Origin of the sequence: Nocardia sp. NPDC051321, from assembly GCF_044455225.1 — a bacterium.
In the GTDB taxonomy this organism is placed as follows: Bacteria; Actinomycetota; Actinomycetes; order Mycobacteriales; family Mycobacteriaceae; genus Nocardia.
In genome coordinates this window covers 40,339-64,007 of sequence record NZ_JBITEM010000013.1, presented here as the reverse complement: position 1 = coordinate 64,007, position 23,669 = coordinate 40,339, and the positions used below count along the sequence as shown (strand labels likewise).

The following is a 23,669-nucleotide window of genomic DNA, read 5'->3' as shown; positions in this document are numbered from 1 at the left end:
CCCGCCATCCCCGCGCCGGCGCGGCAGAATGGCACGGTGGCAGAACTAGCGCTCACCGCTCGACTCAATCCCTCCGCTGCCGACGCCCGCCGTGGTGTGGTGCGGCTGCACCCGGAGGCGCTGACCGCGCTCGGGTTGCGCGAGTGGGACGGCGTCGCGCTGGTCGGTGCGCGCCGCACCGCGGCGGTGGTCGGGGTGGCTCCGGCGGACACCCCGGCCGGGGTCGCGCTGCTCGACGACGTGACGCTGTCCAATGCGGGGCTGCGCGAGGACGCGACGGTGGTCGTCGCGCCGGTGACGGTGTACGGCGCCAAGCAGATCTCGGTGAGCGGCTCGGTGCACGCCACCCGCACCATCCCGGCGGCCACGTTGCGCCAGGCGCTGCTCGGCAAGGTGGTGACGGTCGGCGACACGGTCTCGCTGCTGCCCCGCGATCTCGGCCCGGATATCAGCTCAGCCGCTGCCTCCCAAGCACTTTCGCGCACCTTCGGCATCGCGTGGACCACCGAGCTGCTCACCGTCACCGCGACCGATCTGCGCGGGCCGGTCAGCGTGCAGCCGAATACCGCCGTCATCTGGGGTGCCGGGGTGGTCGCGGCGCGAGACGCCGCCGACCGGGCGCTGGCCGGCGCACCGATTCCCGAGGGCGAGGCCTCGCACGGCGCCACCGAGGCGGCCGCCTTCGACGGCGCGGCGGCCACGCGTGGCGCGCCGGACGGCCGGAGCGCGGCCGTCCGGAATACCGATCCGCTGGTCACCGTCAAGGATCTGGCGGGGGCGCACGGTCAGGCGACGAAGCTGGCGGAGTGGCTCAGCCTCGCCCTGGACGAGCCCGAACTGCTCAAAACCCTCGGCGCCACACCGCGTCTCGGCGTCCTGATCACCGGCCCGGCCGGCGTCGGCAAGGCCACCCTGGCCCGCGCGGTCACCGCCCCGCGCCGCATGGTCGAGCTGGACGGCCCGACGATCGGGGCCGCGGAGGGCGGCACCCGGCTGCGCGAGGTGGCCGAGGCGGTGGCCGACGTCTGTTCGGGGCAGGGCGGCATCCTGCTGATCACCGACATCGACGCGCTGCTGCCCGCGCAGGCCGAGCCGGTCGCCACGCTCATCCTCGATCAGCTGCGGGCCGCGGTCGCCGAGCCGTGCGTCGCCTTCCTGGCCACTACGGCACACCCCGCCGGGATCGATCCACGGCTGCGCGCGCCCGACCTGTGCGACCGCGAGCTCGCCCTCGCGCTGCCCACCGCCGCGGTGCGCAAGTCGTTGCTGGAGCAGTTGCTGCGTCGAGTGCCGACGGCTGAGCTCAAGCTGGACGATATTGCCTCGCGCACACCGGGATTCGTGGTATCCGACCTGGCCGCACTGTGCCGCGAAGCCGCGCTGCGGGCCGCGTCGCGAGCCAGCAAGGAGCACACCGATCCGCAACTGACCCAACCGGACCTGCTCGGCGCGCTGCAAGTGATTCGGCCGCTGTCGCGTTCGGGCATGGACGAGCTGGCCATCGGCAGCCTCACGCTGGACGAGGTCGGCGACATGGTGGAGACCAAGCAGGCGCTGACCGAAACGGTGTTATGGCCACTGCGCCACCCGGATTCGTTCGCCCGCCTCGGCATCGACCCGCCCCGCGGCGTGCTGCTCTACGGCCCGCCCGGCTGCGGCAAGACCTTCCTGGTACGCGCGCTGGCGAGCACCGGCCAGCTCAGCGTGCACACCGTCAAGGGCGCCGAGCTGATGGACAAGTGGGTCGGCTCCTCCGAACGCGCGGTGCGCGAATTGTTCCAGCGCGCACGCGATTCCGCGCCGTCGCTGATCTTCCTCGACGAGGTGGACGCGCTGGCACCTCGGCGCGGCCAGAGCGGCGATGCCGGCGTCGGCGACCGGGTGGTCGCCGCGCTGCTCACCGAGCTGGACGGGGTGGAACCGCTGCGCGACGTGGTGGTGCTCGGCGCGACCAACCGGCCGGAGCTGATCGACCCGGCGCTGCTGCGCCCAGGACGGTTGGAGCGGCTGGTCTTCGTGCCGCCGCCGGACGGCGCGGCCCGGCTGGAGATCCTGCGCACGGCGGGCCGCTCGGTGCCGCTGGCCCGCGACGTCGACCTCGCCGCGCTGGCCCGCAAGCTGGACGGCTACTCCGCGGCAGACTGCGCCGCGCTGCTGCGCGAGGCCGCGCTGACCGCGATGCGCCGCGACCTCGACGCCGCCGACGTCACCGCGGCCGACGTGGCTGCGGCGCGCGCGACGGTCCGGCCCTCGCTGGACGCGCTGCAGGTCGAGTCGTTGCGCCGGTACGCGGAGACGAGGGGCCAGCCGACCGGCAGCGAGGGCCGGTACCTCTGACGCCCGTCGACCGGATGGCGAACTAACGGTAAACCGCAGCTTTCTGACATTTCGCCCATTTCGACATGCGCCCGCTAAGTGATGGCAATCACAGATTCGCCGCTCGCGCGCAGGTATGTTCGGCACGTGCGGCGGATGGGTGATGCGTTCGACGCGGTCACGGCGTTCTTCGGCGCCGCGGTCGCGGGTGTGACGCTGTTCCTGCCGGTCACCTTCTCCTCGATCCGGGAAAGCACTCCGTATCAGATCATCAATCTGTGGGACAGCGTGCCGCGCGGCGCGGCCATCGGCGTGATCGTCGCGGTCGCGGTCGCGGTGCTGGTCGGCACCGCCTTCCGCCCGGCAACGGCATGGGCGGCCGCCCTGCTCGGCACCGTCGCGCAGCTGGTCAATCACGTTGCCGGACGCCATGTCTCGTCCGCCGACATGCTCACCACGCAGAACTACGTCGACGCGGTGTGCGCCGGGATCCTGCTCGGCGGGCTCGGTGTCGCCGCGCTGCGCAAGCCGCTGCTCGCCGGTGGCTTCGCGCTCGGCTGCGCCGGCTTCTTCGTGTTCGGTGACCTCGCCGATTTCCTCGACATCGATGACGACCCGTTCGACGTGCTGGAGACGCCGCCGAGCTGGCTGATCGGGCTGGCGATGGTGCTGCTCGCCCTGAGCACCCTGCGAAATCGGTCCAAAGCGGGCGAGCCCGAGCCCGCGCGACTGTCCATCGAGCTTCCGGTGGCGCCGATCCTCGCGGCCATGGTGCTCGCCCTGGTGATTCTCGCGGTCACCGAATGGCTGCAACGGCAGTACACCAACGCGCCCGCCCTCGACCACGCGGTCGATATCGGGCTCACCGCCGCCGCCACCGTGTTCGCCGCGACCGCGGCGGCCATGCTGCTGCCCGGCCGCGACGGGTACGGCGTCTATCTCGCGGTCAGCTTGACCGCGACCGCCGATGCCTTCGGCTATGCCACCCGGCCCGGCTGGAGCGTCTGGGTATTGCTCGCGCTGACCGCCGTCGGCCTGTTCATCGGCGCCCGGCGCCCCTCGGTGCCGTTGGCCGTCGCACTGCTTGCCTGCATCGCCGTCTTCGCGATCCGCACCCCCTCGGACGCGAACTGGATCCTCTTCGCCGCCGGTAGCGCGGTGCTCGCGCTCACCGCGGGCTACTGCTGCGCCACCGCCCGGCCGCGGTTCGCCCCGAGCGGCGTGCTCGCGCTCGCCGCCCTCTACCTGCCGACGGCCATTTCCGTGCTGCCGGACGACAACAAGAGCTGGCATCTGCCCGACAGCGCGGCGCACGACACGACGCCGGGCCGGGCCGCACTCGCGATCGTGCTCGGCAGCGCGGTCGGCCTCGCGGTGCTGCACCACTTCCGCCCGGCCGGCCGGGCGCAACCGGCCGCCGACGAGGCGTTAGCGGACATATAGCCCCATCGGCGCCATGTACCCGACGCCATACCCGGCGAGCACACGGAAATCCCCAGGCTCCACGTAGGATTGTCCCGCACCACCCCGCCGCCCCTACCCGACGGAGTGCAGTTTGCTCGCAATCCTGCTCGCCCTCGCCGCAGCCGCGCTCGTCGCACCGCTGTGGGTCAGGGCACTGGGACGCAACGCTTTTTACGTGCTTGCCCTGGTCCCGCTCGGCGGCCTGGTCTGGGTCGCCGCGAATTGGGGTAGCACACAGCGGGTTCGGCTCACGTGGGCACCGAGCATCGAGATGAACATCGATCTGCGGTTCGACTCGCTCGCCGCGATCATGTCGACACTTGTCCTCGGCATCGGCGCGCTGATCCTCTGCTATTGCGCCAGATACTTCGAGGACGACGAGCCGCGCCTCGGGGTCTTCGCGGCCGAGATGGTCGGCTTCGCCGGAGCCATGTTCGGCCTGGTGACCAGCGACAACATGCTGTTGCTCTTCGTTTTCTGGGAAGTGACGACGGTGCTGTCGTTCCTGCTCGTCGGCCACAATGCCGAGCAGGCGAACAGTCGGCGCGCGGCCATCCAGGCGCTGCTGGTCACCGCGGCGGGCGGACTGGCGATGCTGGTCGGGCTGATCATCCTCGGCGAGACCAACCACAGCTACCTGCTCTCCGATCTGCTGGCGCGCGCGCAACCGCCGCACGGGCTCGCGGTGAATGTCGCGGTGGTGTTGATCCTGATCGGCGCGCTCAGCAAGTCCGCGGTGGTGCCGCTGCACTTCTGGCTGCCCGGCGCGATGGCGGCACCGACGCCGGTGAGCGCGTATCTGCACGCCGCGGCCATGGTGAAGGCCGGCGTGTATCTGGTGGCGCGGCTGGCGCCGGTGTTCGCGGAGAACCCGGTCTGGCATCCGCTGGTGCTCACCCTCGGGGTGGCGTCGATGCTGCTGGCCGGGTTGCGGTCGCTCGAGGTAGTCGATCTGAAGCTGGTGCTCGCCTTCGGCACGGTGAGCCAGCTCGGCTTCCTGATCGTGCTGGTGGGCATCGGCACGCCGGACGCGGCGCTGGCCGGGGTGGCGATGATCGTGGCGCACGCGCTGTTCAAGGCGTGCCTGTTCATGGTCGTCGGGATCATCGATCACGGGGCGGGCACCCGCGATCTGCGCCGGCTGTCTGGGCTCGGCCGCCGGGCTCCGGTGCTGTGCGGCATCGCGATACTCGCCGCGTTGAGCATGGCCGGGATTCCGCCGCTGGTCGGGTTCGTCGGCAAGGAGAGTGCGCTCGGCGCCATCCTGGACGCGGATACCCTCGCCGGGCCCGCGCGGGCGGCGCTCGCGGTCGGCGTGGTGCTCGGGTCGATGCTGACCGTCGGCTACAGCATTCGCTTCGTCTGGGGCGCTTTCGCGGACAAGAATGGTGTCGCGCGGCCGACCGCACACGGCGCGCACCGGGTACGCAGAGTCTCCGACTACGCCACCGAAAGCACCGGGTCGACAACGGATTCCGGCGATGTACTGCACAGCCTCGACGATGGTGGCTGGCACCCGCCGAGTGCGTTGTTCCTGGCCGCGCCCGCGGTGCTCGCGGTGACCGGCGTGGCCGCGGGACTGGCGGCACCGGGCACGGATCGTCTCCTGAGCCCTTACGCGGAAACGTTTTCCGAGGATCTGCTTTCCTCGCTGTCGCTATGGCACGGCTTCACGGTCCCGTTGGCGCTGACGGTCGCGATCATCGCGGGCGGCGTCGCGCTGTTCCAGCTGCGCGATCGCCTCCGGGATCCCGCCCGGCCGCGACTCGGCAACGCGGACCGGGCCTACGACGCGGCCCTGCGCGGCATGGACCAGCTGTCGCTGCGGATGACCGGTGCGGTGCAGCGCGGGTCGCTGCCGCTGAGTCAGGCGACCATCCTCGGCACGCTGATCATCCTGCCGACCGTGCTGCTCGCCATCGGTACCCGCACCGGAGTCCAACTGCGCCTGTGGGATTCGCCGTTGCAGGCGGTGATCGGCGGCATCCTGATCGCGATGGCGCTCGGCGCGACGGTATTGCGTAACCGGTTGGCCAGCGTGCTCGTCGTCGGGGTCACCGGTTACGGCTGCGGCGTGATCTTCGCGCTGCACGGCGCGCCCGATCTGGCGCTGACCCAATTCCTGGTCGAGACACTGACCCTGGTGATTTTCGTGCTGGTGCTGCGCGCCTTCCCCGCGGAGATCGAGGCGGGCCGGGCCACCCCGTTCAAGGCGCGCAGGGCGGTGCTTGCCGCGCTGGTCGGCGCGGCCGTGACGGTGCTCGGCGCGTTCGCCGTCGCCGCCCGCACCGCCGAACCGATCTGGCACCGAATCCCCGACGCCGCTTACCAATTCGGCGGCGGCAAGAACGCGGTCAACGTGCTTCTGGTCGACGTGCGCGCCTGGGACACCCTCGGCGAGATCTCGGTGCTCGTGGTCGCCGCGACCGGCGTCGCCTCGCTGGTGTTCCGTCACCGCCGCTTCGGCAGCGCCCCACGCGCCGCCGATTCACCGAACTACGACCCGGATCTGGTGAGCTGGCTGCCGGCCGGAAGGCTGGTCGATCGCGCGGACCGCTCGATGGTCATGCAGATCACCACCCGTTTGGTGTTCCCGACCATCATGGTGCTGTCCGTATACTTCTTCTTCTCCGGCCACAACGCGCCGGGCGGCGGCTTCGCGGGCGGGCTCACCGCCGGACTCGCCTTGACGCTGCGCTATCTCGCCGGTGGCCGCTACGAACTCGGCGAGGCGTTGCCGGTCGACGCGGGCCATCTACTTGGTGCCGGGCTGACGCTGGCCGCCGGAACCGCTGTCAGCTCACTGTTTTTCGGCGCGCCCCCGCTGTCCTCGGCGATCTTCGAGGTGACGCTGCCGCTGCTCGGGCACGTCAAGCTGGTGACCGCGCTGATCTTCGATCTCGGTGTCTATCTGATCGTCGTCGGCCTGGTGCTCGACGTGTTGCGCAGCCTCGGCGCGCGGCTCGACAGCGAGCTCGCCGCCAGCGAAAAAACCTCGGCGACAGTAGGTTCCGGCAAATGACCGCCAACCTGACGCTGCTCATCGTCATCGGCGTGCTGGTCGCCTGCGGGGTGTATCTGATCCTGGAGCGCGCGGTGTCGAAGATGCTGCTCGGCATGATCCTGTTCGGCAACGCGGTCAACCTGCTGATCATCACCCTCGCGGGCCCGGACGGCCGGGCGCCGATCCAGGGCCAGACCGACACCACGCACCGGGATACGGCCGACCCGCTCGCGCAGGCGATGGTGCTCACCGCGATCGTGATCACCATGGGTCTCGCGGCGTTCGTGCTGGCGCTCGCCTACCGCTCCTTCACCATGACCACTACCGACGATGTCGAGAACGATCAGGCAGACGTCGATGTCGCCCGCAGGCGCGAGCGAGAGGACCCGGAAGATTGAACCTCTCCCCCGGCCTGCTGCCGATCCTCATGCCGCTGCCTGTGCTGGTGCCGCTGCTCGCGGCCGCGGGCACGCTGGTCTTCGGGCGCAGGCCGCGGACCCAGCGCACCATCATGCTCGGCGCGCTTACCGGCGTGGTCGTCATCTGCGGACTGCTGCTGTATCTGGCCGACCGCGACGGCACCACCGCGCTGCAGGTCGGTAACTGGGAGACCCCGATCGGCGTCACGCTGGTGGTCGACCGGCTGTCCGCGGCGATGTTGCTGGTCTCGTCGATCGTGCTGCTCGCCGTCGCGATCTACGGTTCGGGACAGAACATTCGCGACGGCGACGAGCGGCAGCCGACCTCGATCTACCGGCCCACCTATCTGGTGCTGACCGGCGGTGTTTCGGCCGCGTTCCTGGCCGGTGACCTGTTCAACCTGTTCGTCGGCTTCGAGATCCTGCTCGCCGCGTCGTTCGTGCTGTTGACCGTCGGCGGCACCGAGGAACGGATCCGCGCGGGTGTGTCGTATGTGATGGTCTCGATGCTGGCGTCGCTGATCTTCCTGACCGGCATCGGCATGACCTACGCGGCCACCGGCACATTGAACCTGGCGCAGCTGGCCGAGCGGATCGGTGCGGTGCCGGAGGGCACCCGCACGGCCATCTACGCGGTGCTGCTGGTGGCGTTCGGCATCAAGGCGGCGGTGTTCCCGCTGTCGAACTGGCTACCCGACTCCTACCCCACCGCGCCCGCGCCGGTGACCGCGGTGTTCGCCGGGCTGCTCACCAAAGTCGGTGTGTACGCGATCATCCGGACGCATTCGCTGCTGTTCCCCGGCCGTGAGTTCGACTCGATCCTGCTGGTCTGCGGGTTGCTCACCATGCTGGTCGGCATCTTCGGCGCGATCGCGCAGAGCGACATCCGGCGACTACTGTCGTTCACCCTGGTCAGCCACATCGGGTACATGATTTTCGGGGTCGGGCTGGCCAGTGCGGCCGGGCTGTCCGGCGCGGTTTTCTATGTGGCGCACCACATTCTGGTGCAGACCGCGCTGTTTCTGGTGGTCGGGCTGATCGAGCGGCAGGCGGGCTCGACCTCGCTGCGCAGGCTCGGCGGACTGGCCACGGCGAGTCCCTTGCTTGCCGTGCTGTTCTTGATTCCGGCACTGAATCTCGGTGGTATTCCGCCATTCTCGGGGTTCATCGGCAAGGTCGCGCTGCTGCAGGCGGGCGCCGAGGACGGCAGCGTGCTGGCCTGGACGCTGGTGACAGGCTCGGTGCTCACCAGCCTGCTCACGCTGTATGCCATCGCGCGGGTATGGAGCAAGGCCTTCTGGCGTCCTCGAGTAGAGGCACCCGAGGGGCACCTCACCGCCGCGAAAACGCCGTCGCTGATCGAGGATTCGACGGACGTGCTCTACGACGAGCGCACCCATCCCGGCCGGATGCCGCTGTTGATGGTCGGCTCGACGGCGGCGTTGGTCGCGGTCGGACTGAGCCTGACGGTGCTCGCGGGCCCGATCCTGCGCATCGCCGATCGGGCGGCCGCGGATCTGCGTGATCCTGGCGTGTATATCACTGCGGTACTTGGTGATTCGCCCCCTGCGCCGGGAGCCGGTCGATGAGCGCGCGAATCATGTGCCCACGCGCATCGCGCAGGCCGGAGCCGAGCGCCAGCGAGGTGCGAGGATGAGCGGGGTGAGTCGGGAGACCGTGGTGCGGGTCGGCGTGCTGAGCTGGCTCACCGTTGTCTGGATTGCGCTGTGGGGCGACCTCAGCATCGCCAATCTGCTGGCCGGGCTCGCGGTCGGTGCGCTGATCATGGTCGCGCTGCCGTTGCCGAGGGTGCCGGTGAACGGGCGGCTGCATCCGCTGTCGATGGTCGAATTGATCGTGGTGGCCTCGTATTACGCGATCGAATCCAGCCTGCAGGTGGCCTGGTTCGCGATCCGGCCCGCGCCGCCGCCGGTCTCCGGGGTGCTGCGCGTCTATTTGAGCACCAAGTCCGATCTGGTGCTTGTGCTGTGCACCGACCTGCTGAATCTGATCCCGGGCACCATGGTGCTGGAGATCGATCGGCGGCGCTGCGTCGTCTACGTGCACGTGCTCGATGTGAGCAGCGACGCGGCGGTGGACAAGTTCTACCGGACCACCCGGCGCCTGGAGAAGCTGCTCATCTCGTCGTTCGAGCGCCACTCCGAATGGCGGTCCACCCCGGCCAGACCCCCGGAGGTGACCCCATGACTGTTGTCGCCATTATCGCGGGCGTGCTGCTGACGGCCGCCGCCGTGATCACCAGCTATCGCATTCTGGCCGGGCCGAGCACCCTGGACCGGATCGTCGGCATCGACTCGCTGATGGCGATCGCCGCGTCCGGGTTGGCCGTCTGGGCGGCCTACAGCGAGGACACCACGATCATTCCGGCGATCATCGCGCTGGCCTTGGTCGGCTTTCTCGGCTCGGCCGCCGTCACCCGCTTCCGCGTGAAGGACGAACAGTGAACCCAATGTTGCAGGCACGACCGGCATTCCAGCGCGGAGGCGCCCGATGACCGGGTGGCAGTGGATCTCCGGCGCCCTCATCCTGTTCGGCGCGACCCTGGCGCTGACCGCGTCCATCGCGATCGTGCGCTTCCCCGACACCCTCACCCGCATGCACGCCGCCACCAAACCCCAAGTGATCGGCCTGATCCTGGTCCTGGCCGGCGCCGGCATCGAACTACTCGGCCACGGCAACGTCTGGGCCCTCGTCCTGGTCGGCCTCTTCACCCTGCTCACCGCCCCGGTAGTGGCCCACCTGATCAGCCGCACCGCCTACCGCGAACAAAGCCACCGCGACGGCCTACTCACCGTCAACGAACTCGGCGACACCATCGACTAGCGTGGCTCAACCGATTCTGCCGAAACACCAAGTTCGAGCTCTGTCGTAACGGATCATGCACTGGGAGTCCGATACTCAACGAGTGCGAATGGGGAACCAGCCGTGCGATTCATATCTATAGCTGATGCCTGCGCCGACCTCGTCGCGGTCCTCGACTCGGCGATCGAAGATCTCGAAGAAGTGGTCATCACACGGATAGGACACGAGCCAGCCGTCGTGATCTCACTTCGTGAATATGAGTCCTTGAAGGAAACGCTTTACCTACTCGGCAATCCGGCCAATGCGCAACACCTGGCGCGATCCATCGCGTCCCTTAGAAGGGGCAATAAGGCGTCTGTAACCTCACCGGTCCGGACGAAAAACTCCAGATCATGGTGATCGTTCAGCGCGCGGCGGTCTCGACCTCGCGCTGGGATGCCACTGTTTGGCGCTGGCCGGCGAACCAGGTGGCGTGGAAGGCTGCGGCCAGGGCCGCGAGTAGGGCGAGTATGACGGTGCCTGCGAGGACTGGGTATTCGGCCATCGGGACCGACAGGTAGCGGTAGGACAGCAGCAGGGTTGCCAGCACCGCCGTGCCGCCCGCGACGAGGCGGATGCGGAACCAGCCCCAGCCGCGTTCGGGATCGCGCAGTGCCGACTCGACGGTCAGGCACAGCACCGCGCCCGCGACGAGGTCGACGCCGTAGTGGTAGCCGAAGCCGAGGGTCGCGGTCACCGTCGCGAGCAGCCAGAACGCGCCGCCCCAGCGCACCAGGCTCGGCGCGGGGCCGCCGTCGGTGTCGCGGCGGGTGTGCAGGAAGACCGACAGCGCCCAGGCGGTGTGCATGGACGGCATGCAGTTGCGCGGGGTCGCCGAGTCGAATGCCATCGGCATCGGATTGCGGTCCAGCGGCGGCACCACGCTCGGCCAATAGTTGCCGAGCTGCAGGCCGTGCCCGTCGGCTCCGAACGCGAACATCGGCCCGACCACCGGGAAGATCACATAGACGATCGGACCGACCAGCCCGAGTACCAGAAACGTGCGCACCAGATAGTGGGTCGGCCAACGCCCACTCGACACCACCCGGCGCAGCTGCCACACCGCCACCACGATCGCCGCGACCGGCAACTCGATGTAGACCCAGTGCAGCACCCCGTAGACGACCGGGCCGAGCACGTCGAGCACCCGGCCCATCACCCAGGACGGATCGCCGAGCGCGTGATCGGCGAGCAGCACGTATTCGTCGAGCACCGTCGGCCTGCTCAGCACCGTGACGTGCAACCACACGTCGCCGACCTTGGTGGCGAGGATGAGCAACGCACCGAGCGCGGCGGCATGCAGCGCGTTGCGCCGTTCGATTCCGTCCCAGCGCAGCCAGGCGAACACCGCGAGCCCGGTGAGCACGATCACCGGACCGTTCCCGATCGCGAACGACTCACCGGCCAGCAGCCGAACGCCAAGCCACACGACGTCGATGGCAACGGCCGCGCCCAGCGCGACGATCCGGCGCCGGGTCGAAATACCAACCAGCGCAAGGACCAAACCCGCCCACGGCACCGACATCGACTTGGGGGTGCCGACGTAGTCCTGCCACAGGCTGCCGAGCGGGCCCTGGAACCCTTCGCGCATCGCCACGATTTGCAGCGCGATCAGCAGTACCGGCACCGCGGCGACGCCCGCAGCGACCCACACCCGGGTCGGCGGCACACGCAACCGAGGAGCGGCACTTCCTACTCTGGGTCCCGGGTCTTCGACAAGCACTCGACCATAGTAAACGGGGGGTGAACGCCATCCCACTGAGCGGCTGAACACTCGAGAACGACAGCCGACGGATGGGTGGACACTCGGCAACCTAGCCCACCGGTCGAATTACTGCTCGAGCTCCTTGACCAGCGCGTCTACCACCGCGACCAGATCACCCTGCGCCGCCGCGGCGACTTTTCGCTGCCGCTGGTATGACGCACCTCGCTCCGGAATCTCCGCGACGAACGCCAATTCGTCCGCGCAGCCGAGCCGTTTCGCGGTCGGCTCCAACCGGTTCAGCAGGTCGGTCACGTCGTCGGTGATCAGCCGCTCGTTGCTCTTGTCATCGACGATGATGATCGAGTCGAGCCCGTAGCGGGCGGCCCGCCACTTGTTCTCCTGAACGTGCCACGGCGGCAACGAGGGCAACGTCTCGCCCTCTTCCAGCCTGCGGTCCAGGTCGACGATCAGGCAGTGGATCAGCGCGGCCATGGCGGCCAGCTCGGCGCGGGTCGACACTCCGTCGCACACCCGCACCTCGATCGTCCCCCACTTCGGCGCGGGCCTGATGTCCCAGTGCATGCCGCCGAGCTGTTCGAACACCCCCGTCTTGAACTGGTCGTGCACGAAATGCTCGAAGCCCTGCCAGTTTTCGAATTGGAACGGCAGCCCGGCGGTGGGTAGCTGCTGGAACATCAACGTCCGGTTGCTGGCGTAACCGGTGTCCGCGCCCGCCCACATCGGCGAGGACGCGGACAGCGATAGTAGATGCGGGTACTGCATCAGCAGCGCGTTCAGGATCGGAAAGACCTTGTCCCGGTGCGAAACTCCGACGTGCACGTGCACGCCCCAGATCATCATCTGACGGCCCCACCACTGGGTGCGCTCGATCAGCTCGTCGTAATGCTCCGAGCGGGTGAGCTGCTGGGCCGACCACTGGGCGAACGGATGGGTGCCCGCGCAGAACAGGTCGACGCCGAGCGGGTCGGCGGCGCGCCGGACCGCGTCCATGGTGCCGCGCAGATCGTCGACCGCCTCGCCGACGGTCTCGTGCACACCGGTGACGAGCTCGACCGTATTGCGCAACAGCTCCTTGGTCACCTGTGGGGTGCCGTCGTGCGCGTGCAGATCGCCCAGCGAATCGAACACCGCCGCAGCGGTATTCGAGAGATCGCGGCTCACCTTGTCGACGAGTGCGATCTCCCACTCGATGCCGATGGTGGGCCGGGGCGATCCATGGAAGGGAACGTGTTCTCTGCCTGCCCCGGCCATATCGGCTCCTGCGCTACTGGATCACACCGCAGGCAACGCGGCCGCCCGCGTCGCCTGTCGCTAGCGTCGTATCATCCGGGCCGGCAACGCCGTCGGCTCGGAGGTACCGGTTCGGGATGTTGCCGAAATTGTCGGCGTCGGCGTGGATCATCAACGCCTTGTTCTTCAGGTCGTCGAGCGTCAGCGCGTCGGTGGTGGTGACCAGCTTGGCCGTGCCGTCCGAGCGGACCTCGAGCGAGGTGAGGTCGCCGCTGGCGGGGTGCGTGTTCGCGCTGCCGACCTGCAGATGGCCACCGGCCGAAAGGAAGTCGCCTGCCGGGCCGCCGGTCGGCGCGACTGAGTTGGCCTCGCACTTGCCGATCGAATGCACGTGCAGGCCGTGGAAGCCGGGGCGCAGACCGTGCGCCTCGACGGTGAACTGCAGGTGGTTACCGTCCTTGACGATGTTCGCGGTGGCGACCGAGGCGCCCGCGGCGTCCTTCAGGTCGACCTTCACGCCGGTGTTCGCCTCGGCGGTGCCGGTTTCCTTGCCGAATTCGCTCGCGGGCGGGGCGGCGGAACCGCTCCACACCGGCGGGGTCGTTCCCTTGACGTCACTCGACTCCTGGCTGTTCGAGCAGCCTGCGAGGCCGAGGACCGCGACCGCGAGCACCGGGGTCACAGTCCGCCAGGACGGGCGACGAGTTGTGGACGGGGCCATCGGGGAACTCCTTTATGAGTACCGAGTTTACGAAGTTTATGGGTAAAGCTGGGTGGACACGTTCGTTACCGGACAAGATGATGCCACGTCCGCCGTGTCGCGCCGTGACAGGCCCGTTCAGCGGCACGTCGCCAGTTGGCGTGGCCAGGTCACCAGTTGTCAGTTACCCGTCACGATCACGGTTACACCGGGTGCGGACTCACCCAATCCGCTCGACTTCGATTCCGCGGTGATGCCGAGCTGTTGCGCGATGGCCTGCCCCGCCTCCTTGTCACCCGGCGAATTGCCGTAGTACACGGTGGTTTTCGGGATATTCGCGCCGGGGTAGTTCCCCGTCTCGACGACGTTCCAGCCTTCCGCGGTGAGCTGGCTCGCGGTCTTTCCGGCCAGCCCGACGATCATGCTGTTGTTCAGCACGGTCACCGGAACCGCCTTCGCGGCGGCCGCGCCGGTGCTGGTCGCCGGGACGGTGGTCGACGGTGTTGTGGTCGCCGCGGCCGAGGTAGCGGCGGGCGTCGAGGACGGCGCGGCGTCGGAGGCCTTCGGGGCGGTGGTGCCCGCGGGCACCTGCGGTACCGGCTTCGCGGCGGTCGAGGTGGCCGATTCCGACGGACCGGAACCTGAGCTGTCGGCATCGGAGGTCGACAGCGACATCGCACCCAGGCCGCCGAACACGATGGCCAGCGCGATCAGCACCATCGCCAACGCTCGCAATGGCGGCCCACCGGAGGTGGGATTCGGGTAGCTCACCTAGTCGAGCCTAGCCCGGTCATACCTGGAAACCGAGCCGTCGCGCGGCCCTGGCTTTTTGCCTGCTCGACCGCAGCCTGCGCAGCCGCTTGACGAGCATGGGGTCGGCGGCGAGCGCCTCCTGCCGGTCGACGACGGCATTGAGCACCTGGTAGTACCGGGTGGGCGACATGCCGAACAGCTCTCGAATGGCTTCTTCCTTGGCCCCCGCGTACTTCCACCACTGGCGTTCGAAGGCCAGGATGTCGTGTTCGCGACGGCTCAGGCCGTCGCCGTCGCCGGTCGTTTCCGCTGCCGTGACATCGCCGCTCGCGGAAGGGTCGCCCTGGATCGCGGAAAGATTCCGTGCCGCTGCGCCGTCCATCTTGCTCCCTCGCCGAGTTACCACCAGACGAAAAATGGTGCTTGTACGTCGCGGATCATTCAACCACGAGACCGTGGGATCGCCGGGGCTACGGCGCGGCGTGTTCCCTACCTGCCGGTAGGCGTGTCGCGGGAAGGTTGCCGCCCCCGCACGGTCGGCGAGCAGGCGGCGCGGCAATAATTAGTGTCATGGCTATCCTCCCGATCGTGATCGTCGGCGACCCGGTTCTGCACAACCCGACCGAACGGGTCACCCACTCACCGGAGGAATTGGCCGAGCTCATCGCGGATATGTACGACACGCTCGACGCCGCACACGGTGTCGGCCTCGCCGCCAACCAGGTTGGCGTGCCGCTGCGGCTGTTCGTCTACGACTGCCCCGACGTCGCGCCGGACGGCACCGCGACCCGCCGCCGCGGCGCGGTGATCAACCCGGTGCTGGAGACCTCGGCGATCCCGGAGACCATGCCGGACCCGGACGACGACGAAGAGGGCTGCCTGTCGGTGCCCGGCGAGCAGTACCCGACCGGACGTGCCGAATGGGCCAAGGTGACCGGCACCGACGAGCACGGCGCGCCGGTGGAGATCGAGGGCAAGGACTTCTTCGCCCGCATGCTGCAGCACGAGGTCGGGCACCTGGACGGCTTCCTCTATGTCGACGTGCTGATCGGGCGCAATGCCCGCGCGGCGAAGAAGGCGATCAAGCGCAACGGTTGGGGCACACCGGGACTCAGCTGGATTCCCGGGACCGTCGCGGATCCGTTCGGCCATGACGACTGATCGAGACGCCGCCTTTCCGGATATCCCGCTCGGCCGTCGCGTGGTCCTGCGCTATCGATTGCCCGCCGGTTATCCACAACCACTCACCGATGTGATCGGGGAACTGGTCTCGCTGGATCCGCCGACCGTGCGCGGCGCCGACGGGCAGGTGGTTTCGGTGACGCCGGATCAGGTCGTCGCATTGAAAGCGGTGGGGCCGAGGCCGATTCGCACTCGCGAGATCAGGTCGCTGGAGGCCGCCGCAGCGGATGCCTGGCCCGGTATCGAGCACACCTGGATCGATGGCTGGCTGGTGCGCGCCGGGCACGGCTACACCGGTCGCGCGAATTCCGCTGTGCCGCTGGGTGGTTCAGACGGGCCCGCGGCGGTGACACCGGAGGCGATCCATCGCATCGGCGAGTGGTACACCGAGCACGGGTTGCCGCTGCTGCTCGCGTTGCCCGATCGACTGGCCGCCATCCCGCCGGGCTGGGACAGCTGGCGCGAGACCATCATGCTGGCCATCGACATCGAGAATTTCGTGCTCCCGCAGGGGCCTTCGATGGTGCGCGTGGCAAGCACTCCGGACGACGCCTGGCTGGAATTGAACCGATACGAAGGCGAAGCGCCTACGCCGCAGCGGCTTTCGGCGCGGGAGCCGGATGTCGAGGTGCTGACCGCCGTGCGCGACGGTGAGCTCGGGTTCGCCTCGCTCGGCGTGCCGACACCGATCGCGATCGGTCGCGGCGCGGTAACCACGGCGCCGGACGGGCGCCGGTGGGTCGGCCTCACCTGCGTGGCGGTGGGCGCGGAGCATCGCAGGAAAGGGCTCGGTTCGCTGGTGTGCGCCGAGCTGATCCGGTGGGGTCACGCGCGCGGTGCGACGCACGCGTACCTTCAGGTCGAGGCCGGAAACAGTGGCGGCCTCGCGCTGTATCGCGAGCTGGGTTTCGTCGAGCACCACATGTATCGGTACGCGTCCCCGACGAACCATCCGCACCGGTCCGCCGGCCTCCGGTAAAACGGAGTTATATCCCTACGAAGGAAGGCCGCTGTGCGCCTCGCCACCTGGAACGTCAATTCGATCCGCTCCCGGCTCGACCGGGTGGCGGAGTTTCTGGATCGCCAGGACATCGACGTACTAGCCATCCAAGAGACGAAGTGTCGCGACGACCAGTTCCCGTTCGAGCGTTTCGACGAACTCGGTTACGAGGTCGCCCATCTCGGCATCAACCAGTGGAACGGCGTCGCCATCGCCTCCCGGGTCGGCCTGACGGAGGTAGAACTCGCGTTCCCGAACCAGCCGGGCTTCGACAAGGAGGCCGGTGCGTCGCTGATCAGCGCGCCGGTCGTCGAGTCACGCGCTCTCGGCGCCACCTGCGGCGGCGTCCGGGTCTGGAGCCTGTACGTGCCCAACGGCCGCGCCCTGGCCGACCCGCACTACACCTACAAGCTGGAATGGCTTGCCGCCCTTCGCGACAACGGCGCCCGCTGGCTCGCCGAAGATCCCGAAGCCAAGATCGCGCTGGTGGGCGACTGGAACATCGCGCCAACCGACGACGACGTCTGGGCTCCCGAACTCTTCGTCCACAAAACCCACACATCACAGCCGGAACGAGACGCGTTCCAATCCTTCCTCGACACCGGCTTCGCCGACGTCATGCGCCCCTACGCCCCCGGCCCCGGCGTCTACACCTACTGGGACTACACCCAACTCCGCTTCCCCCGCAAAGAGGGCATGCGCATCGACTTCATCCTCGCCTCCCCCGCCCTGGCCCGCACCGCCACCGACGCCGTAGTCGACCGCGAAGAACGAAAAGGCAAGGGCGCCAGCGACCACGCCCCGGTAATCGCCGACTTCACCGTCTGACGGTCACAGCGGTTAGGCCGCCCACTGCGCGAGCGGCGCGGTATCGAGAGTGATACTGACCGGCTCGGGGAGCAGTACTTCGGCACCGAATGGCATTGTCACGATTCGCTGGTACCGACCTGCGCTGGGACCGCTGTAGACGGCGACCTCGTGGGCCGCTCGGTCTATCAGCAAGTAGACGGGAATGCCTGTTGCGGCGTAGGCTCGTGGCTTTTCTGTACGGTGCCGCCGGTTGGTATCTTCGCCGGGTGAAGCGACCTCGACGGCCATGAGTACCAGATCCGCGTCAGCCCATTTAGCTTGACCTACAAAGGCTTCGGCGTCCGCCAACGTGCCGTCCGGCCGTGCCCGCCCTGTTCGATCGCTGCCGACGAGAAGCCCCTGGGCGGACGACAACCACAACTCCGGCCGGTTCAGCAGGAACAGACGTGTCAGCCACGCGATCACGCAGCTGTGATTCCCATTCGGCGGAGGCTTGGCGCTCAAGGTCCCTCCAATGAACTCCAGGCGCAACCCGTCCCCGATTCGGTAGGCGGCCTGAGCAAGTTCCTCGAACTCCGCTGTGCTCATCAGCGGTCCCCGGACTTCGACCATTGCACAAAGATACTGAGATCGACCGACAACGGCCTGAGCCTTGGTGAGGCTCAGGCCGAAAGGGTCGCTACGGGTTCATTTCGTAGGTGCCCGACAGGGCTCTGGCCTGGGTGAAGACCTGTTCGAAGCGGGCGCGGTCGGCGACGGGGCGGCGGATCAGGTCGAGGGCGCGGGTCTGCTGGGCCTTGGTTGCGGCGGGTTTGGTGTGCAGGGTGAGGGCGTTCTTGGCGAACTCGCGGACGAAGTTGTCGAAGATCTGGTCGAGCACGGCCGGGCTGGTGCCCTCGATCTCGGCTTGTTCGAGGATCAGTTGTGCGTAGGGCAGGGCGGTAAAGAGCTCGCCCAAGGCGAACAAGAAGTCGACGTCGCGCTGCTGCGCCGCGGTCGGGGCCGCGGCGGCGAGCAAGGTTTGGAAGGCAAGGGCCTGTTCCAGGAACACCGCGACATTCGGTACGTGCGTGAACTTTTCGAAGACCCGGCGCCAGTCGCTGAAGCGGATGCGGCCGAGGCCGCTGCTCGGGCCCTGCCGGAAAAGGAATTCGTCGTCGGCGGTGTCGCGGCGCGTCGGCACCGGAGCGTATGCGGCACCGGCGAATTCGGCGCGCAGCTTCGGTACCGCGGCACCGGCGCGCGGCGCGAGCCTGCGACTCGACCAGCTCAGCGCACCGGACACCGCGCGCACCGCGCCCTTCGGCGCGGCACCCGCACCGGGCAGGAACTGCAGCGCGGCCAGGCCGGCGTCGGCGGGGTGGAACATGTAGTTGGCCATGAACTTCAGCGACAGCGCCATATTCACGTGCACGGTGCCTTCGAGCCTTGGCAGCCCGAACAGGCCGAGCATCGCCATCGGGAAGTACATGTCCTTCTCGAAACCGCGCGCGGCGATCACGTCGGCGAGGTCCTCGATGATCCGCTGCCCCTGCCGGGTGACGGTCATCTTCTCGATCGCGTTGAACAGCAGGTAGCGCCGGTCCTCAGGGGAAGCCGAGCGCATGTAGTCGATCGCCCGCTCGCTGTAGAGCTTCATCGCGATCAACCGGGCGTAGGAGTCGGTCATCAGCGCCTGCACCTGCGGGAACTCGGTCACCCTGTGCCCGAACAGGATTCGGTTCTCCGCGTGGGTAATGGCCTCGTAGTAGGCGTGCTCGCAGGCACCGACTGCACCGAAGCCGAGGTTGAACTTGCCGACGTTGACGGTGTTCATCGCCGCGTGGAAGGCCGCCTCGCCGCGGTGCAGGATGTCTTCCTCGGCAACGGGATACCCGTCGAGGTCGAAGGCGGCCACGTACATCTGACTGTCCACGACATTGCCACGCAGATGGTAGTTCTCGTGCTTGCTGTCCGCGACGAAGAACAGGTAACCCTCGTAATCCTCTTGCGTCGGTTTGCTTTCCAGCGCCTTGGAGCTGTCGATGATCGGCTTATCGGAGCGCCTGCCGAACACCGAGACCAGCGCGGCCTGGTTGCCGTTGCCGATGTAGTGCTTGCCGCCGGTGGCCCGGTATCCGCCGCCCGGCTGCGGCTCGACCATCATGTCGGTCGAGTAGACGTCGGCGCCGTGCTCCTTCTCCGACAGCCCGAACGCGAAGATCTCGCCGGAATCCAGCAGCGCGGCCGCCCGCTGCTTGGCCGCCGCGTTGTCGCTCTGCCAGATCGGGCCGAGGCCGAGGATGGTGACCTGCCAGACGTACCAGTACTGCATAGAGTAGAAGCCGAGGATCTTGCTCATCATCGCGATCCGCGCGGTGTCCCAGCGCTTGTTCGGCTCACCGTTGGCCTCGGCGGCCGGCGTGAGAAAGGTCGCGAAGACGCCTTCGCGCTTCACGAAATCGAGGAACTCGGCGTACCAGACCCGATCCCGATCCTCCTGCTTGAGCACCGCCTTGCCGCGTGCCTCGAACCAATCGACGGTCGCGCGCAGCAGCCGCCGGGTTTCCGCGTCGAACTCGGCAAACTCGCAGGTCTTCGGGTTGAACAGGGTTTCGGTCATCGCTGGCTCCTCGGCCGTGGCTTCGCGCTCGCGCCTGCTGGCAGGTCGCTCGACAAGGGCAGCCGGCAGCATCCAGCCGACTTCATGCAGAACTGTAGCATTAACCTTCATCGATGTAGGAAGTTGATCTACAGGCGTCGGACCAGCGCGAACTTGGCAATGTACGCTGCTATGTTGGTGCCCATGGGTAGCGAATCGGCCGTGCGGCCGCGGCAACGGGCGCCGCACCTCGGCCCGGAACGCCGCCGCCCGCAGGTGCTCGACACCGCGCTGGCCATCGCCGTCGAGCACGGCATCGCGGCGGTCACCATGGCCGCCATCGCCGAACGGATGAACGTGACCCGTCCGGTCGTCTACGCCTGCTTCGCCGACCGCGTGGAACTGATCGAGGCCCTCATCCAGCGCGAGGAGAGCTACCTGGTCGACGACCTGCTCGGGGTGATGCGGCGCCGCGACGTCGACGCGGGCGAGACCGTGTTCATCGAGGGCTTCCGCGCGCTGCTGGAAAAGGCGGCCGCCCGGCCCGACGCTTGGCGCCTGCTCTACGGCAATCCCGATCCGGCCGTTGCGGATTCGTTCGGGCGCGGCCGCTCGCTCGCCATCGAACGCTGCGGCACCCTGCTGCGGCCGACGCTGCGCGCCTGGGGCACCGAGGACGCCGAACGCAAGCTGCCGGTGCTGGTAGAGCTGTGGGTGTCGGCAGGCGAGGGCGCGGTGCGCACCCTGCTCGCGGACGAAGGCGACTGGACACCACAGGATCTCGGCGCCTTCGTCGGCGCGGCGGTCTACCGCGCCCTCCGCCACGCTTGAGCTGGCTCCCCCGCCTCTCCGGATATTCAGGCCAGACTCAGGTGGGACGACAGTCGCGTTGGCGGCTGGCGGGATGGAGCAGGGCTGGGTTGGCCCGTGCCCGGTGAGTTACCCATGTGCTTGCGAGATCAGGCGGTCGGCTTGTTGCTGGGCGCTGTGTTTGACAAATGGTCGGGTAGAAACTGAACAGCTAGGCGAAATGCCTCCTGGGTGGCCGATGTTCCGGCAGAATTCGCCCTGTCGGGGGTGGATTCCGCCACTGCGCCCGGCCAGCCATCACTACGATGGTGACCAGTTGAACCAGGCCACAAGCCAGGCAAGGAGGTGCGGTCATGGCGTTCTACCGACAGGTAGGAGCGGTGCCGCCGAAACGGCATACCCAACATCGGGACGAGCAGGGCCAGCTCTATTATGAGGAGCTGATGGGTGAGGAGGGCTTCTCCGGCGACTCGTCACTGCTGTACCACCGTGGGCTGCCGCCCGCGATCGTCGACTCGACGGTGTGGGAGCTGCCCGATCAGTCCACCACCCCGAATCATCCACTGCGGCACCGGCATTTGCGGTTGCACGAGTTGTTCCCCGGCGATGCCCCCGCCCGGACCGACGCGGTGACCGGTCGGCGCCTGCTGCTCGGCAACGCCGATGTGCGCATCTCCTATGTCGTCGCCAAGGGCGCGTCGCCGCTGTACCGCAACGCGATCGGCGACGAGCTGGTCTACCTGGAATCCGGTGCCGCCGTGCTCGAAACGGTCTTCGGCGCGGTGCAAGCACGCCAGGGCGATCAGGTGCTCATCCCGCGCGCGACCACCCACCGCTGGCTCCCGACCGGCCCGGAACCGTTGCGCGCGTACGTGATCGAGGCGAGCAGCCACATCACTCCACCGAAGCGGTACCTGTCGAAGTTCGGTCAGCTGCTCGAGCACGCACCGTACTGCGAGCGCGACCTGCACGGCCCGGCCGAGCCGCTCACCGCGACCGGCACCGACGTGGAGGTGCTGGTCAAGCACCGGCCTGGCGGCCAGGTCGTCGGCACCAAGCTGCGGTACGCGACCCACCCATTCGACGTGGTGGGCTGGGACGGCTGCCTGTACCCGGTCACCTTCAATATCAGCGACTTCGAACCGATCACCGGCCGCATCCACCAGCCGCCGCCCGCCCATCAAGCCTTCGAGGGGATCAACTTCGTGGTGTGCAATTTCGTACCGCGCAAGGTCGACTATCACCCGCTGTCCGTCCCGGTGCCGTACTACCACTCCAACGTGGACTCCGACGAGATCATGTTCTACTGCGGCGGAAACTACGAGGCGCGCAAGGGATCCGGGATCGCGCAGGGCTCGGTGTCGGTGCACCCCGGCGGCTACGCGCACGGCCCGCAGCCCGGCGCCTACGAGCGCAGCATCGGGCTCGACTACTTCGACGAACTCGCCGTCATGGTCGACACCTTCCGGCCGCTCGAGCTCGGCGAGGGCGCCCTCGCCTGCGAAGATCCGGCCTACGCGTGGACCTGGTCGGGCCGGGGGCCCGCGTGAAAACTCGTGTCGAGGTACCCAACGATTCACTGTTCGGCGCGGACAACCTGCCCTACGGCGTGTTCGCTCCCGACGGCCAGAACTACCGTGTCGGAACGCGTTTGGGCGATTCGGTGATCGATCTCGCTACCGCACTCGGCGATCCGGAATTCGCCGAGCCGAGCCTGGCCGCACTGATGGCGCAGGGCCCGCGGCACTGGCGCGAGGTGCGCGAACGCGTCCGCGAGCTGGTCGACAATGAAATCGACAGTGCCGCAGTACATGCGCTGACCGAGGTGCGTCTCGGCCTGCCGGTGCCGATCGGCGACTACGTCGACTTCTACGCCAGCATCGACCACGCGACCAACCTCGGCCGCCTGTTCCGGCCGGACAGCGAACCGCTGCTGCCGAATTGGCGGCACCTGCCGGTCGGCTACCACGGTCGAGCGGGCACCGTGGTGGTGTCCGGCACCGAGGTGATCCGGCCCAACGGTCAGCGCCGCACCGATTCGGGCACACCGGATTTCGGGCCGTCCCGGCGGTTGGACATCGAAGCCGAGCTCGGCTTCCTGGTCGGCGTCGGTTCCGAACTCGGCGATCCCGTCGAGACGGGCGAGTTCGCCGAACGCGTCTTCGGCGTGGTGCTGGTCAACGACTGGTCCGCACGCGACATTCAGGCCTGGGAGTACCAGCCACTCGGCCCGTTCCTCGGCAAGTCCTTCGCGACGTCGATCGCGCCCTGGGTCACGCCGCTGGCCGCGCTGGAACCCGCCAGGGTGCCGACACCGGAACAGTCCCCCGAGCCCCTGCCCTACCTGCAAGAAGAGGAGCCGTGGGGTCTCGACATCGACCTGACGGTTTCCTGGAACGGGGAAGCGGTGTCGCATCCACCCTTCTCCCGCATGTACTGGTCGCCCGCGCAGATGCTGGCCCACCTCACCGCGAACGGTGCCGTCACCCGCACCGGCGACCTGTACGCCTCCGGCACCATCTCCGGCCCGGAGCCGGATCAGCGTGGCTCGTTCATCGAACTCTCTTGGGGGGGAAGCGAACCCGTCTTGGTGAACGGCCAGCAGCGCACCTTCCTGGAGGACGGCGACGAGGTGGTCATCACCGCGTCCGCACCGGGCCCCGACGTCCGACGGATCGGCCTCGGCGAGGTCAGGGGTCGCATCCAGCCCGCACGCCAACGCTGATAGTGCGCCACTGAGCAAGGCCGCGCACCGGATCACACCGAACGAGTCGGGTCGACAACCATCGACCCGACTCGTTTCGCTGCTGAA

At 68.2% G+C, this 23,669-nt stretch carries 22 protein-coding genes; 15 read left to right on the top strand and 7 right to left on the bottom strand.

Annotation, left to right across the window (positions count from 1 at the left end):
• Positions 1 to 36: 36 nt before the first annotated feature.
• The 9 genes from ACIA8C_RS29900 to ACIA8C_RS29860 all read left to right on the top strand — a co-directional run bounded on the left by ACIA8C_RS29900 (position 37) and on the right by ACIA8C_RS29860 (position 10,425).
• Positions 37 to 2,337 carry an AAA family ATPase gene (locus tag ACIA8C_RS29900; RefSeq protein WP_397140439.1) on the top strand — a complete coding sequence of 767 codons (2,301 nt, stop codon included), beginning with the start codon at positions 37 to 39 and terminating at the stop codon, positions 2,335 to 2,337.
• 135 nt (positions 2,338 to 2,472) lie between these two features.
• Positions 2,473 to 3,759 carry a hypothetical protein gene (locus ACIA8C_RS29895; protein ID WP_397140437.1) on the top strand — a complete coding sequence of 429 codons (1,287 nt, stop codon included), beginning with the start codon at positions 2,473 to 2,475 and terminating at the stop codon, positions 3,757 to 3,759.
• 112 nt (positions 3,760 to 3,871) lie between these two features.
• Positions 3,872 to 6,802 (top strand): Na+/H+ antiporter subunit A, encoded by a 2,931-nt coding sequence (locus ACIA8C_RS29890; RefSeq protein ID WP_397140435.1) that lies wholly within the window; start codon positions 3,872 to 3,874, stop codon positions 6,800 to 6,802.
• Positions 6,799 to 7,182, top strand: coding sequence for a Na(+)/H(+) antiporter subunit C (locus tag ACIA8C_RS29885; protein WP_397140433.1), 384 nt, complete (start codon positions 6,799 to 6,801; stop codon positions 7,180 to 7,182). Before ACIA8C_RS29890 ends, ACIA8C_RS29885 begins: the two co-directional genes overlap by 4 nt.
• A 29-nt stretch (positions 7,183 to 7,211) precedes the next feature.
• The gene (locus ACIA8C_RS29880) at positions 7,212 to 8,792 is read left to right on the top strand and encodes a Na+/H+ antiporter subunit D (RefSeq protein WP_397140852.1); all 1,581 of its coding nucleotides are present in this window, start codon (positions 7,212 to 7,214) and stop codon (positions 8,790 to 8,792) included.
• A 73-nt stretch (positions 8,793 to 8,865) separates the two neighbouring features.
• On the top strand, positions 8,866 to 9,411 hold the full coding sequence (locus ACIA8C_RS29875) for a Na+/H+ antiporter subunit E (protein ID WP_397140850.1): 546 nt from the start codon (positions 8,866 to 8,868) through the stop codon (positions 9,409 to 9,411).
• Positions 9,408 to 9,668, top strand: coding sequence for a monovalent cation/H+ antiporter complex subunit F (locus ACIA8C_RS29870; protein ID WP_379284312.1), 261 nt, complete (start codon positions 9,408 to 9,410; stop codon positions 9,666 to 9,668). The genes ACIA8C_RS29875 and ACIA8C_RS29870 overlap by 4 nt, the downstream gene beginning before the upstream one ends.
• Before the next feature lie 46 nt (positions 9,669 to 9,714).
• Complete coding sequence (gene mnhG / locus ACIA8C_RS29865) at positions 9,715 to 10,047, top strand: monovalent cation/H(+) antiporter subunit G (protein WP_397140431.1); 333 nt, start codon at positions 9,715 to 9,717, stop codon at positions 10,045 to 10,047.
• A 102-nt stretch (positions 10,048 to 10,149) separates the two neighbouring features.
• Positions 10,150 to 10,425, top strand: coding sequence for a type II toxin-antitoxin system Phd/YefM family antitoxin (locus ACIA8C_RS29860; protein ID WP_397140429.1), 276 nt, complete (start codon positions 10,150 to 10,152; stop codon positions 10,423 to 10,425).
• Positions 10,426 to 10,429: 4 nt separating this feature from the next.
• On the opposite strand, the gene ACIA8C_RS29855 is transcribed toward ACIA8C_RS29860, so the two are convergent.
• The 5 genes from ACIA8C_RS29855 to ACIA8C_RS29835 all read right to left on the bottom strand — a co-directional run bounded on the left by ACIA8C_RS29855 (position 10,430) and on the right by ACIA8C_RS29835 (position 14,856).
• Positions 10,430 to 11,734, bottom strand: coding sequence for a DUF5933 domain-containing protein (locus ACIA8C_RS29855; RefSeq protein WP_397140848.1), 1,305 nt, complete (start codon positions 11,732 to 11,734; stop codon positions 10,430 to 10,432).
• Positions 11,735 to 11,896: 162 nt separating this feature from the next.
• On the bottom strand, positions 11,897 to 13,042 hold the full coding sequence (locus tag ACIA8C_RS29850; RefSeq protein WP_397140427.1) for a glutamate--cysteine ligase: 1,146 nt from the start codon (positions 13,040 to 13,042) through the stop codon (positions 11,897 to 11,899).
• A 13-nt stretch (positions 13,043 to 13,055) separates the two neighbouring features.
• Positions 13,056 to 13,742, bottom strand: a complete 687-nt coding sequence (gene sodC / locus ACIA8C_RS29845) for a superoxide dismutase[Cu-Zn] (RefSeq protein ID WP_397140425.1) — start codon at positions 13,740 to 13,742, stop codon at positions 13,056 to 13,058.
• 159 nt (positions 13,743 to 13,901) lie between these two features.
• The gene (locus ACIA8C_RS29840; protein WP_397140423.1) at positions 13,902 to 14,492 is read right to left on the bottom strand and encodes a LytR C-terminal domain-containing protein; all 591 of its coding nucleotides are present in this window, start codon (positions 14,490 to 14,492) and stop codon (positions 13,902 to 13,904) included.
• Between the two features lie 19 nt (positions 14,493 to 14,511).
• Positions 14,512 to 14,856: a DUF3263 domain-containing protein gene (locus ACIA8C_RS29835; protein WP_397140421.1), complete on the bottom strand. Its 345-nt coding sequence runs from the start codon at positions 14,854 to 14,856 to the stop codon at positions 14,512 to 14,514.
• 188 nt (positions 14,857 to 15,044) lie between these two features.
• On the opposite strand from ACIA8C_RS29835, the gene ACIA8C_RS29830 reads away from it, so the two are divergent.
• From ACIA8C_RS29830 to ACIA8C_RS29820, 3 genes are read left to right on the top strand one after another with little or no spacing between them, the layout of a single operon-like run.
• Positions 15,045 to 15,635 carry a peptide deformylase gene (locus ACIA8C_RS29830; protein ID WP_397140419.1) on the top strand — a complete coding sequence of 197 codons (591 nt, stop codon included), beginning with the start codon at positions 15,045 to 15,047 and terminating at the stop codon, positions 15,633 to 15,635.
• Entirely contained in the window at positions 15,625 to 16,635 is a 1,011-nt protein-coding gene (locus tag ACIA8C_RS29825; protein ID WP_397140417.1) for a GNAT family N-acetyltransferase, read from the top strand. The genes ACIA8C_RS29830 and ACIA8C_RS29825 overlap by 11 nt, the downstream gene beginning before the upstream one ends.
• Before the next feature lie 33 nt (positions 16,636 to 16,668).
• A complete protein-coding gene (locus ACIA8C_RS29820; protein WP_397140415.1) occupies positions 16,669 to 17,484 on the top strand; it encodes an exodeoxyribonuclease III in 816 nt (271 codons plus the stop codon).
• Positions 17,485 to 17,496: 12 nt separating this feature from the next.
• Here the strand turns inward: ACIA8C_RS29820 and ACIA8C_RS29815 are convergent, their stop codons facing one another.
• Together ACIA8C_RS29815 and ACIA8C_RS29810 are read right to left on the bottom strand one after the other, a co-directional pair.
• Positions 17,497 to 18,078: a Uma2 family endonuclease gene (locus ACIA8C_RS29815; RefSeq protein WP_397140413.1), complete on the bottom strand. Its 582-nt coding sequence runs from the start codon at positions 18,076 to 18,078 to the stop codon at positions 17,497 to 17,499.
• Positions 18,079 to 18,145: 67 nt separating this feature from the next.
• A complete protein-coding gene (locus ACIA8C_RS29810; RefSeq protein ID WP_397140411.1) occupies positions 18,146 to 20,068 on the bottom strand; it encodes an acyl-CoA dehydrogenase family protein in 1,923 nt (640 codons plus the stop codon).
• Between the two features lie 183 nt (positions 20,069 to 20,251).
• Here ACIA8C_RS29810 and ACIA8C_RS29805 point away from each other — a divergent pair, with 183 nt between their 5' ends.
• From ACIA8C_RS29805 to fahA, 3 genes are all read left to right on the top strand, one after another.
• Complete coding sequence (locus ACIA8C_RS29805; RefSeq protein WP_397140409.1) at positions 20,252 to 20,878, top strand: TetR/AcrR family transcriptional regulator; 627 nt, start codon at positions 20,252 to 20,254, stop codon at positions 20,876 to 20,878.
• Positions 20,879 to 21,210: 332 nt separating this feature from the next.
• Complete coding sequence (locus ACIA8C_RS29800; protein ID WP_397140407.1) at positions 21,211 to 22,407, top strand: homogentisate 1,2-dioxygenase; 1,197 nt, start codon at positions 21,211 to 21,213, stop codon at positions 22,405 to 22,407.
• A complete protein-coding gene (gene fahA / locus ACIA8C_RS29795; RefSeq protein WP_397140405.1) occupies positions 22,404 to 23,582 on the top strand; it encodes a fumarylacetoacetase in 1,179 nt (392 codons plus the stop codon). The genes ACIA8C_RS29800 and fahA overlap by 4 nt, the downstream gene beginning before the upstream one ends.
• Positions 23,583 to 23,669: the final 87 nt, after the last annotated feature.